Here is a 12,103-nt window from a genome sequence, read left to right on the forward strand (position 1 = left end):
TAGTAACTTGCAGGAGCTCAATTTTAAACGAATCACCATGCTACAAATTTCCAATGACCGCCTGCAGGTAAGTATTGCAACAAAAGGCGCTGAATTGCAACAGGTCCTGCGCAAGGACCTGCAACAGGAATATCTCTGGCGCGCAGACCCGCAGTTCTGGGCCAAGAAAAGCCCTGTGCTGTTTCCCATTGTGGGCGGGTTAAAGGACAACCATTATACGTACCAGGGGCAATCCTATTCCCTGGGCCGTCATGGCTTTGCACGGGATATGGACTTTAGCGTGGCGGCGCAATCTGCCACCAGCATTACCCTGGAGCTGCGGGACACTGCGGATAGCCGTGCCCGTTATCCCTTCGCATTTTCATTTTCCATTACTTATACCCTGGTGGATACAGTGCTGGCGGTGAAATACCAGGTGCACAACCCCGGCGGGGAAACGATGTATTTCTCCGTGGGCGGGCATCCTGCGTTTAAGGTACCGCTGGCGGAAGGAACTGCTTACACGGATTACCGGCTGGAGTTTAACCGGGTGGAAAACGCTGGCCGCTGGCCGCTCTCCGCGGATGGGCTGATCAAAGAAGCGCCATTGCCGCTGCTGGACCATACGAAGGTGCTGCCGCTGAAAAAGGAATTATTCCTGGAAGATGCGCTGGTGCTGAAGCACCTGGAGTCAGATGTGGTAACGCTGTGCAGCGATGCTACGCCACGGGGGCTGCGCTTTCATTTTGGCGGGTTTCCTTACCTGGGCATCTGGGCGGCGCCCAATGCAGATTTTGTATGCATAGAGCCATGGTGCGGTATTGCAGACAGTGTGCTGGCCAGCGGGGAGCTTACGGAGAAGGAAGGGATCAATGCGCTGGAAGCGGGCGGTACATTTGAGCGCCAGTGGGAGGTAGGATTTTTTTAGAAAAGGTTTAGTATTAACTAAACGTTAAGAAAAGGGCGGGAGGAATGTGGGAAATTCGGGTCATTGATAACCCAAAATTCCAGACGCCATGCTACTAACGTTTACTACAGGGAACTACTGCTGCTTTAAAGAACCACAATCATTATCACTTTTAGCTGATGGCCGGCACCTGCCCCATGATGTGCGGGTGGTGCAGGCCAGGGGCTGCCGTGCTTTGCGGGTGGTGGGTGTTTTTGGAGACACGGCCACCGGCAAAAGCCACCTGGGCAAGGCGTTGCGTTTCATGCAGCGCGCCGTGCTGGAGGGCTGGCAGGATGCGGCTTTACACTGTCCGCCCTTTTGGGCGGAGGGCCATGCAGCGCAGGCACCTTCCTTTTTTGAAGTGTTGCTGGTCCACAATGATGTCCGCTATCGCTATGGATTCACTTTGCAGGAACAGCAGGTAGCTGCAGAATGGCTGTATGAGCGGAAAGGGCGCCGGGAGCTGCGTTTATTTTCACGCCGTGGGCAGGCGTTGCTGGTCCACGCTTCTTTTACGGAAGGGCGCCGCCTTATTGGTATTACACCACCGGATCTTTTACTGCTTACCATAGCGGCGCGTCTCCGGTTTGCACTCGTGGCGCCGGTGGTAACGTTTTTCCGCGGGTTCCATTTTACAGACGCTGCGGCTCCGTATCCGTTTGATGCGGCATGGGAGGCCAAGGTGGCCATACCGGCGCCGGTCATGAGCCTGCGCAGGTTATACAATGAACTGGGCATGGAGTATACCGTAGGTGCCATGCAATCCTTAGTGCAGGCCCGTGCAGCGGCCCGGCGCGGGGAGGGAAGCCCGCCGGTTACCGCTATTACCGGTATATGCCAGGATGCCCGCCAGGAGCTGATTACGGCTGGCACCCGCAGCCTGCTGGCCATTACGCCGTCCATCCTCAAAGTGTTGAACGAAGGTGGCACCTTGTTCCTCGATGACCTGGACGCACATTTATCCTTTGCAGTGCTGCAAGGCCTGTTGGGTATTTTCCAGCACCCGGAGCTTAATCCGCTTAACGCCCAGCTGGTATTTACCACCCATTTACCGGACTGGCTGCGCCAGGGCAAGTGGCTGAACGGGCAGCGCTACATGCTCGAAAAGCCACACGCAGCGGCATCCCTGCATTACTGGAGCATGCAGGCCCGGGAGCGCGTATAGGCGCTCCCGTTATAAACGCTTCAGAATGATGTTGTTGCTGCAACGGTCTGGCCCGGTTTATTTTTGACTCTACTTAACGCGTTGTAAAATAATTTGTTATTGCACGTTTTTTGAAGGAGAAAACGCAGGAGTTTTTTTCGTACTTTCCAAGTAAGGAAGCAAATAAGGAAGTCTGTCACCTTAATATCTAACCGAAATCTACGCTTAGCGTTTGTTCTTGTTGTTGAAAAAATGTGTTTTCATGAGGAGACTACACCGGTCCGCCTTAAAGATTGTTGCTGCCTATATTGTTTGCGGCGTTCTATGGATCTATTTTAGTGATATCATATTGTTCCGGCTTACAGGCAACGATGTGAAATTGTTCCAGCGCCTGCAGTTGTACAAAGGATCATTTTACGTGGTCTCTACGTCTCTGTTACTGTACTGGCTTATTTTTAAACAGCACTTGCGGCTGAGCCGTTCAGAGGCTGCGTACATGCGGATCTTCAAGGAAAATCCCCAACCCATGTGGGTCTATGACGTGGAGTCTTTTGCTTTCCTGGAGGTGAATGAAGCCGCCATCCGGAAGTACGGATATAGCCGGGAAGAGTTCCTGGAGATGACCATCCTGGACATCCGCCCGCCGGAGGAGGCGGCCCGCATGCGCAACATAGCGCCGCGTGCGCAAAGTTTCTCGGAATCCGGGACGTGGAAGCATTTCCGGAAAGATGGCAGTTCTATGTACGTGAAGGTAAGCCTGTTCCGTACCCGCTACCAGCACCACAACGCGGAGATCGTAAGCGTATGGGACGTAACGGACAAGTACCTGTCAGATGCAGAACTGATGCAGCACAAGCAGTTGCTGGATGCCCTGATCAACAGTTCTGATGCCCTGATCTGGGCCGTGGATAAGCAGCAACGCCTCATTGCATTTAACGAAGCCTTTGCCGCAGCTATCTACCAGCTTACGCAGGTGCACGTCCACCTGGGTATTACCTTGTCAGATGCGCCATTTGGCCGCCTGTTCCGCAATTGGAACACTATTTACCAACGCGCCATGCTGGGGGAGAGGAGCAGCCTGCATGAAACGCGGGAGCTGGGTGTCATTGGGTGGAAGCATGCGGAAGTGACGCTTAACCCCGTGAAGGCAGATGGGCAGACCATCGGCATTGCCATGTTTGTACGCAACATCAGCGCCCGCAAGCGCAATGAACTGCGCCTGCAGCGTGCCCTGAACCGTTACAATGTTTTGTCGCGCGCTACCAATGATGCGATCTGGGACTGGAACCTGCAAACCAATAAAGTGGTGTGGAACAAGCGGGCGTACGCTGTATTTAAGTACCGGGAAATGTCACCTTCACCGGACTGGTGGATGGAAAATGTGCACCCCGAAGACCGTGAACGCGTGGAAAAAAGCATACAGGATACCATTGGCCGTGGAGAAAACCTTTGGTCTGATATGTACCGCTTCCGCTGCGGCGATGGCAGTTATAAATCTGTATACGACCGTGGTTACCTGATCTACAACGAACATCATAAAGCAGTGCGTATGATCGGGGCCGTGCAGGATATACAGGAGAAAAAAGAGTACGAGGAAGAGATCCTGAAACTGTCCATGGTGGCTAAGAAGACGGATAACGCGGTGCTGATCAACGACCGGGAAGGACGCGTGGAGTGGGTGAATGAAAGCTTTACCGCCCTTACCGGCTATACCCTGGATGAAATGAAAGGACGCCGCCCCTGGGAGCTGCTGCACGGGCCGGGCACGGACCCGGAGCTGGTAGCGCGGATAAGGGATACCCTGGCCAATAAACAGTCTTTCATTGGGGAGTTGCTCAACTATCATAAGAGCGGCCGGCCTTACTGGATCATGCTCTACATCACACCGGTGCTCAACGAACAGGGGGATATCGTAAGCCATGTAGTGATCCAGGCAGATATTACGGAGCGCAAGCGCTTTATAGAACAGTTGGAACACCGCAACCGCCACCTTACAGAGATTGCCTTTATCAGTTCCCATGAGCTGAGAAGGCCCGTGGTATCATTGATGGGCCTTCTCCAACTGCTGGATGTGGAGAACCCGGCAAACATGGCCAATAAAGAGATCTTATCCTACTTTGACCAGTTGGTAAAAGAGCTGGACCGCATGATCCATGTGATTGCAGGGAAGTGTAACGAGGTGAATGTGTGACCCGCTAATACAACAACGCATACATGATAATATTTACACCAAACCTGGTATTGTCTTCTGCCAGGAAACGCTTATTGCGGAAGTCGTAGTCCCACTCACAGCCATAATCTTTGTTGCTGTACAGCACCCCGATGCGGCCATTGATAGTAATGGCCTTCAGGTAATCATGTACCAGGTCGTCGCCCCAGCCATTCAGCTCAAACGAGGTATTGGGCGGGCCGTCAAACGTGAAGAAGCTGTGGTAAAGGGGATGGTCTTTGGGTATTTTCTGCAGGGCGTCGTGGCCAAAAAGGGCTTCCATCTGGGCCTCGAATGATTTGGCAAAAAGGCCGTCAATATCGTGGTTGCAGTCATCCGCAAAAACAAAGCCGCCGTTTTGCACATATTGCTTGAAGTGGGCGGCTTCCGTAGCATCAAACTGCACCAGCTTATGCCCGCTCAGGTAGCAGAACGGAGCATTGAAAATATCGGGGCTGCTGAGGTCTATTACCTTTTCCTGCAGGTTCACTGGTACGGTCGTGTATTCAATGAGGGAGTTGAGCAGGTTGTTGGGCATGCGCTGGTCCGTGTCCCAATCGCCGGAACGGTAGCGCAATCTGGTGAAAGTAAATTTACCACCCTGTAATTCTTTGGTCACTGCACTCATGGTTAGCTTTTGCCCGTTTGTATAAAAATTCAGCCCTGCAATCAATTATAGTTTTATTTTACAACTGTGCTTATGCCCGCAATCTTGCCGGAGAAAATCGTTATTCTAAACCAAAATCAACCGCTTTGAATCAGCCCAGCATTGCGATCGACAAATTACTAAATAAATTACCGCAGTTAAAGTCAGCCATCCAAAAAGTGATAGTCGGTCAGGACAACATTATCGAAGAGATCGTGGTAAGCCTGCTGGCCGGTGGACATTGCCTGCTGGAAGGAGTGCCGGGACTGGCTAAAACACTGATGGTACGCACCCTGGCCGATGCACTGGACCTGCCTTTCCGCCGCATCCAGTTCACACCAGACCTGATGCCTACCGATATTGTAGGAACGGAAGTGCTGGAAGAAGATCATGCCACCGGCAAGCGTTTTTTCAAGTTCAATAAAGGACCGCTGTTTGCCAATATTGTGCTGGCAGATGAGATCAACCGCACCCCGCCTAAAACACAGGCCGCCCTGCTGGAAGCCATGCAGGAGTTTTCCGTGACCTACGGCGGACAAACCTACCCGCTGGACCGGCCCTTCTTTATCCTGGCTACCCAGAACCCGATAGAGCAGGCAGGCACCTATCCCTTACCGGAAGCCCAGTTAGACCGCTTCCTGTTGTACATTAAGATCGGCTATCCCAGCGCGGAAGAAGAAGTGCAGATATTGAGCAATACCACCGGCACCCGCCAGGCAAAAGTGGAGCCGGTACTGGGCGCCGCTGAGATCATACAATTGCAGTCACTGGTACGGGAAGTAAGCATCAGTGAAGAACTGGTGCACTTTGTAGCCCTGCTGGTGCGCGCCACACGCCCGGATACCAGCACAGTGCCCTATATAAAGGAATGGGTGCGCTGGGGCGCGGGGCCCCGTGCCGGCCAGGCCCTGATCCTCACCGCCAAGGCCCGCGCGCTGAGCCATGGCCGCTATGCGGTGACCATGGAAGACCTGCACGCCATGGCCTTTCCCGTGCTACGCCACCGCCTGCTCATGAACTTCCGTGCAGAAGCGGAGGGCATTACATCCGACATGGCTACTGCGGAGTTACTCCGCAGCGTGGAAAGACCTAAAGGCAACCTGTAGCCTATCCATTCACTAACAACTTCCATTTTATGCAACCGGTACCCGCCCACCTGATGGCTGTAAAAGACCTGTCACTGTTTGCCAGAACAGTGGTGGATGGCTTTATGACCGGTATCAATAAAAGCCTGAACAAGGGCGCGGGCCTGGAGTTCAGCCAGTACCGCAGTTACCAGCCCGGGGACGACCTGCGCTGGCTGGACTGGAAAATGTATGGCCGCTCCGACCGGTATTACATCCGCGAAAGCGAGGTGGAGACCAGCATTTCCGTGCGCTTTATCGTGGATGCCAGCCATTCCATGGCGCATAACGACAGTGGCTACACGAAAATGGACTATGCCCGGCACCTGTGCGCTACCCTGGGCTACCTGGCCCACCGCCAGGGCGATGCCATCGGGTTATATGGACTGACTGAAAAAGGAGTGCATGTACTGGCAGCCCGCCGTGACCCGCAGCACCTGCAGCGGTTTTACTACCAGTTGGAAAACCTGGAGCCCGGCGGAAAGTTTACGGAGCCCGGCTACTACAAAAATATATTTGGTGCCAGCACCACGCGCGAGCTGACGGTGATCGTGACGGATTTTTACGAGCGGGCAGGGGAGATCAGCGCTTTGCTGAAAGAGCTGGGTGCGTACCGGCATGAGTTATTGTTATTTCACCTGGTGGGACGTAATGAGCTGGAACTGGATTATGGTAATTACACCAGCCTGCGCGACCTGGAAACCGGGCAAACCATCAGCATTCATGCACCGGAAATGCGCGCCGCTTACCAGGAGCGGCTGCGGGAACGACTGGAAATGATCCGCCACCAGATGCTGGAGCAGGGCGTGTTTTACCGCCTGCTGCGCATGGATGTGCCGGTGGACCAGGCCCTGCGCGACCTGCTGCAACAGCGGCAAAAGATGATGCGCTGAACCTGCAAGCCTGCTTCAATTTTACAACCGGTTCTAAACTTGCAATTTGCTTCAATTCTTACATCCCATATGGCTTTTCGGTATCACGGGCATAACATTGCCGGTGATGATCCATTTGTGGAACCACCGCCAGGGTAAGGTACTGGCGGTAGGCAGCATAGCATTGCTGCAGGAAACCCCGCGTAACAGTGCACGCCGTGTGCAGCTCAGTGAAAAATGGCTCCTGTTGCTGCGTTGCTTAATCATTATCCTGCTCTCTGTTATACTGGCTGGCCCGCAGTGGAAACAGCCTGCATCCGCCGCCGCAAAGCGGGGCTGGGTGCTGGTGCCCCGGCAACTGGCCGGCGCCTTCCAACACCAGGTAGACTCACTGGTGAAGGCCGGCTTCCGCGGGCATTACTTTGAACCGGGCTTCCCGGATATGGATGGAGACACGGCAAACGGCCCGCAGCAGGATTACTGGTCCACACTGGCGCTGCTGCAGCAGGCCGTAACCCCGGAGCAACCGGTCTACCTCTTTACAGACCGGCAGCTGCGGCATTTCAGCGGGGAGCGCCCCCGCGTGGAAATGGACCTGCACTGGCAAACGGTTGCTATTCCTGCGCCCGCATCTCCGGATACACTGGCGGATACCAGCCGGCAATTTACTATCTGGGCGGGCGCGCACGCGGAGGATGCCGCATTTGTGCAGGCCGCGTTGCAGGCCATCCGCCAGTTCAGCGGGCGGCAAATGGAGATTAAAGTGGTAAGCACAACCGGGGCCCTGCCGGCATCGAAGGACTGGCTGTTCTGGCTCAGTGAGGCGCCCCTTCCGGCGGTGCAGGCAAAGCATGTGCTGCGTTACATGCCTGGAAAGCCCCAGCCGGAAGACTCATGGCTGGCGGGCTACACGGACCTGGTGGTTCGCCGGTATGTGCCGTCTGCTGCAGCAGATGCACGCTGGCAGGATGGCTTTGGGCATGCCCTGCTGACCACAGACGGCACTAACTATAGCGCATATACGCATTTCAACAGTACGTGGAATGGGCTGCCCTGGAGCCCCCGCATGCCGGGACTGCTGCTGCAGCTTATTTACCCGGGAAACTACCCGGATGCCCAGCTGCCGGACCATGCAGCGGTACAGCCACTGCAAGTAAAAGGCATGGCCCGGGCGGCAGGCACACCTGCACTTTCATTGGTGCGGGCAGGATGGCTCCTGCTCCTGCTGCTGTTTGTTGCAGAACGGCTGGCAGCAGGATGGGGGCAGAAGGCCGGTGGGGCATAGTATTATAACACAGAAAACAACAGCATTGAACAAAGGTGGTGAGATCATATTACAACTACAGCAACGGTGGAAGCTAAAAGGCTTGCTGGTAAATGCTTTGCGGGGACTGGCATTGGGCCTTATCCTGTGCGGCCTGCTGCAGGTAAGCCGGCAATGGAGTGTGTGCTGGCTGCTGCCTTTATGGATACTTTCCACGCTGGCATTTTATTTCATATTTCCTTACCGCAGGATCACCGCAAAAGATGTAACCACCTGGATAGACCAACACTGCCCGGAAATGGAAGACAGCAGCGCCCTGCTGCTGGAGCCGGCGCCCGCAGGGCTGGCGGCTTTGCAGGCAGATAAAGTGGGAAACGTGCTGGAAGGCCTGCACGTGCCGGCGCCACTGGGTCATGCCTTGCGTAGCGCCTTGTTACTGGCTGGCGGCAGCCTGCTGGTGCTGGTGATGATGTGGTACGTGAGCAGCCGGCAGGTTCCGGCAGGCGCCAATCACACGGCGGCAGCAGGCGCACCGGCACCCCGCCCCGCAGGTATTGCCGCGGTGCAGGTGATGGTGGAAGCACCGGCTTATACCCGTCAGGGAAAAACTACCCAGGCTGATTTTGACCTGAAGGTGCCAGCGGGCAGCCATGTGCAATGGATGCTGCGCACTGATAAACCCACGGCACAACTGGCGCTCCGGTTCAATGATTCACTGGAAGTGCCTTTGCAAACAAAGGACAGCGTGCACTGGCAACTCGAAAGAGTGGTGCAGCTGCCAGGATTTTACCAGGTGAAATTACATGGCGTCTTATCTGCGTTATATAAACTGGAAGTGATCAGGGACCAGCCGCCCCAGGTGGAGATCACAGCACCCGCTGCTTACACGCTCATAGACTATGGGCAACCGCCGCAGGTACAACTGCAGGCCCGCCTGGAAGATGATTATGGGCTGCAAAAGGCCACGCTGTTTGTCACGGTGGCCAGTGGAAGCGGGGAGGCGGTAAAGTTCAGGGACCTGCAATTTCCGCTGCCATTGCAGCCTGGCGCCCGCCAGGCAGGGGCAACAAAGCTGCTAAGCCTCCGCGCATTCAACATGCAGCCGGGGGATGAGCTTTACTGCTACATCAGCGCAGCAGATGCCCTGCACCAGGAGGCCCGCTCTGAGCGCGCCATGATCGTATGGCAGGATACCGCCCAACTCATGAAACTGGAAGGCATGACCAACGGGGTGGACCTGAAACCGGCTTTCTTCCGCAGTGAGCGCCAGATCATCATTGAAACAGAACAACTGCTGCGCGATAAGGACACCATATCCCTGCAGCACTTCCAGGAAAAAAGCAGTGACCTGGGCATGGACCAGAAACTGCTGCGCCTGCGCTACGGCCAGTTCCTGGGCGAAGAAGCGGAGGAAGGAACGGAGCACCGCGAGGCCCTGGATGCGCTGAACAACCCGGCTGATTTCAGCAACGCGGCCAAGATACTGGACCTGGTAACAGACAAGCATGATAACGCGGAAGATGCCACCTTCTTTGATCCAAAGACCAAAGCACAACTCAAAGCCACGCTCACCGAAATGTGGAATGCGGAATTACGCCTGCGCACGTACGATCCCGCGGGTGCCCTGCCTTTTGCTTACAAGGCCCTTCGCATGCTCAAGGACCTGCAGCAGCAAAGCCGCGCCTACGTGGCCAAAACCGGCGCAAAACTGGCGCCCCTGAAACCGGAAAAGCGACTGACCGGTGAACTGGGTAAAATTGCCGGCCCACTAACGGAAAGGGATATACGTAATTTAAACCCGGACACATTATACCGCATCAGCCTTGGCCTGCTGGAACAATGGCGCGATGGCCAAGCGCCGGACGGGCACCAGCAGCAACTGTTGCAGCGCGCAGGCATACAACTGGCCACCCAGGCCGTGCGCGATCCGGGGGGCTACCTGCCCGCGGTGGCCGCCCTGCGCCGTATGCTGGCAACGGGTCCGTCTGCAATGGATCTGCAGGTGGCAGAACGGGCCTTGCAGCAATTAGTGCCGGTGCCCCCCTTTCAGCCTTACCGGCGGCCGCAGGTGGTGGACATGAACCTGTCTAAAACTTATTTTGAACAATTGAAGGAAGGGAAAAATAAATGATTGCACCGGGAATGGATACAGGACAGATTATGGTCGTTGCTGCCACCGGCCTGGTTACCGTCACACTGGTGGTGCTGGAGTGGCGGCGTGCCCGCAAGGCCCGGCTGGGATGGCGGCTGCTGGCCACGTTAGTGGCGCTGGCCTCCCTGCTGGCGCTGGCCCTGCCGCTGCGTATACCGGCAACTGATACGCTGCAGGCAGATAAGGTGTTAGTGCTCACGGAGGGCTTTGATGCAGACACGGTGCGCGCATTGTACCAGCCACATACCCCCGTATATGCAACGGATAGCGTATCCTGGGTAAGAGGGCGGCGCTGGCAGGCGCAATGGATGCCATTCCCCGGAAACTGGCCACAGCCAGGCCGTACGGTGCACGTGACCGGCAGTGGGCTGGAAAGCTGGCAGCGGGGGCATATCCGCTATGTATTTCATCCTGCGCCTGTACGGGATGGCATCACCCACCTGCACTGGAACCAGCAAATGCCCGGGGGCGCTGCGTTACGCGTGCAGGGGCAGTTTCAAAGCCGGCGGCCATTGAAAGTGTTATTGTATGGATTGAATGCGCCATTGGACTCTGCTACTGCATCCCCCTTTACGCTAACCACCCGGCCCAAACACCGGGGGGGCGCGGTATACCGGCTGATCACCCTGCAGGGGAAAGATACTTTGTCTAATGACCCACTGCCCGTGTTTGTAACGGCGGCGGATACACTAAATGTGCTGCTGCTGGCAGCAGTGCCGGACGCGGAGAACCGTTTCCTGAAAGACTGGCTGGGCAGCCATGGCAGCAAAGTGGCTGTGCGCACAGTTATCAGCAGGGGCAAAGCAGACCAGGCGTTTATGAACCAGGATAAAAAGGAGGCAGGCAATGCAGGCAACTTTGCGCCTTACGACCTGGTGGTAGCCGATGCCGCCGCCCTGCAATCCTTGCCCATGGCCACGCTTAACGGCCTGCGCCGGCAGGTGGAGGAAGGGATGGGCCTCCTGGTAAAAACGGATAGTGGGCAAGGCAGTACCGGGTTTTATAATAGCGGCATTGTCCTGCAGACCTTACCGCCGGGAGAAAGTATTCGGCTGCCGCAGGCCGTCCCGCTGAAAGATGAACAAGCCGTATACATGAAGCCTGGTGCGGCACAGCAGCCATTGATCTCGGATGAAAAAGGCCGCGTGTTCTGCGCGGTGACGCCTTACGGAAGGGGCAATATCCTGCACACTACGCTGCATAATACTTACACCTGGCAGCTGGCATCACACCCGGATGACTATGACCGGCTGTGGGCGATGCTGCTGCACACTATAGCCCGGGAAAAGCCGGTATCCATGGAATGGCGCACGGGCACTGCGTTCCCGCTGCAGGATGCCCCGGTACTGTTGCAGGCATACAGCACTGAAATGCCGGTGGATGCCAGCTTTTCGTTTGCCCGTAACAGTGATATACCCTTCCTGTGGGCGTGCATGCAGTGGCCCCGCCGCAGTGGATGGCAGTATGGCCCGCAGGGGCAGGTGTGGTATGTGTATGGCCGCGGGGACTGGGCCACCCTGCGCGCCCGCGAAAGAACCACAGCCACCGCGGCACTGGCAGGCAGCGGGGATACTGCATCTATTGCGCAAACGCCCGAAGGGCGGCCTGTGCCCCCGCTCTGGCCTTTCCTGGCTTTCTTACTGGCCGCGGGTTTCCTGTGGGTAGAGCGAAAATTGTGATAAACGGTTTCCGGGCCCGTGCATTTTTAATTAGCTTGTGTGTACGCCATTGCTATTGTCCATATCAACAAATACCATTATCTAA

The 12,103-nt window shown here is 55.9% G+C and carries 9 protein-coding genes; 8 read left to right on the plus strand and 1 reads right to left on the minus strand.

Annotated elements, in window-relative coordinates:
- The first annotated feature begins 37 nt into the window (after positions 1-37).
- The 3 genes from DCC81_RS21905 (at position 38) to DCC81_RS21915 (ending at position 4,263) form a co-directional block, all read left to right on the plus strand.
- A complete protein-coding gene (locus DCC81_RS21905; RefSeq protein WP_108688806.1) occupies positions 38-907 on the plus strand; it encodes an aldose 1-epimerase family protein in 870 nt (289 codons plus the stop codon).
- Positions 908-995: 88 nt separating this feature from the next.
- Complete coding sequence (locus DCC81_RS21910) at positions 996-2,093, plus strand: AAA family ATPase (RefSeq protein WP_108688807.1); 1,098 nt, start codon at positions 996-998, stop codon at positions 2,091-2,093.
- A gap of 241 nt (positions 2,094-2,334) precedes the next feature.
- Entirely contained in the window at positions 2,335-4,263 is a 1,929-nt protein-coding gene (locus tag DCC81_RS21915; RefSeq protein WP_108688808.1) for a PAS domain-containing protein, read from the plus strand.
- Between the two features lie 4 nt (positions 4,264-4,267).
- On the opposite strand, the gene DCC81_RS21920 is transcribed toward DCC81_RS21915, so the two are convergent.
- A complete protein-coding gene (locus tag DCC81_RS21920) occupies positions 4,268-4,909 on the minus strand; it encodes a DUF4159 domain-containing protein (protein WP_108688809.1) in 642 nt (213 codons plus the stop codon).
- Positions 4,910-5,034: 125 nt separating this feature from the next.
- On the opposite strand from DCC81_RS21920, the gene DCC81_RS21925 reads away from it, so the two are divergent.
- The 5 genes from DCC81_RS21925 to DCC81_RS21945 are packed head-to-tail and all read left to right on the plus strand — an operon-like array spanning position 5,035 to position 12,018.
- The gene (locus DCC81_RS21925) at positions 5,035-6,033 is read left to right on the plus strand and encodes an AAA family ATPase (protein WP_108688810.1); all 999 of its coding nucleotides are present in this window, start codon (positions 5,035-5,037) and stop codon (positions 6,031-6,033) included.
- A gap of 29 nt (positions 6,034-6,062) precedes the next feature.
- Complete coding sequence (locus tag DCC81_RS21930) at positions 6,063-6,944, plus strand: DUF58 domain-containing protein (protein WP_205686405.1); 882 nt, start codon at positions 6,063-6,065, stop codon at positions 6,942-6,944.
- Positions 6,945-6,990: 46 nt separating this feature from the next.
- Positions 6,991-8,208, plus strand: coding sequence for a BatA domain-containing protein (locus DCC81_RS21935; RefSeq protein ID WP_108688811.1), 1,218 nt, complete (start codon positions 6,991-6,993; stop codon positions 8,206-8,208).
- Positions 8,209-8,233: 25 nt separating this feature from the next.
- Entirely contained in the window at positions 8,234-10,318 is a 2,085-nt protein-coding gene (locus tag DCC81_RS21940; RefSeq protein WP_133177764.1) for a DUF4175 family protein, read from the plus strand.
- Between the two features lie 11 nt (positions 10,319-10,329).
- Complete coding sequence (locus DCC81_RS21945) at positions 10,330-12,018, plus strand: hypothetical protein (RefSeq protein ID WP_133177765.1); 1,689 nt, start codon at positions 10,330-10,332, stop codon at positions 12,016-12,018.
- Positions 12,019-12,103 lie beyond the last annotated feature (85 nt).

It is taken from the genome of Chitinophaga parva (assembly GCF_003071345.1).
Lineage (GTDB): Bacteria > Bacteroidota > Bacteroidia > Chitinophagales > Chitinophagaceae > Chitinophaga > Chitinophaga parva.

Bases quoted from the DNA above. Each gene is read 5' to 3' on its own strand.
- DCC81_RS21930 (WP_205686405.1), top strand. From the start codon at position 6,063: ATGCAACCGGTACCCGCCCACCTGATGGCTGTAAAAGACCTGTCACTG.
- DCC81_RS21945 (WP_133177765.1), top strand. From the start codon at position 10,330: ATGGATACAGGACAGATTATGGTCGTTGCTGCCACCGGCCTGGTTACC.
- DCC81_RS21920 (WP_108688809.1), bottom strand. From the start codon at position 4,909: ATGAGTGCAGTGACCAAAGAATTACAGGGTGGTAAATTTACTTTCACC.
- DCC81_RS21905 (WP_108688806.1), top strand. From the start codon at position 38: ATGCTACAAATTTCCAATGACCGCCTGCAGGTAAGTATTGCAACAAAA.
- DCC81_RS21910 (WP_108688807.1), top strand. From the start codon at position 996: ATGCTACTAACGTTTACTACAGGGAACTACTGCTGCTTTAAAGAACCA.
- DCC81_RS21915 (WP_108688808.1), top strand. From the start codon at position 2,335: ATGAGGAGACTACACCGGTCCGCCTTAAAGATTGTTGCTGCCTATATT.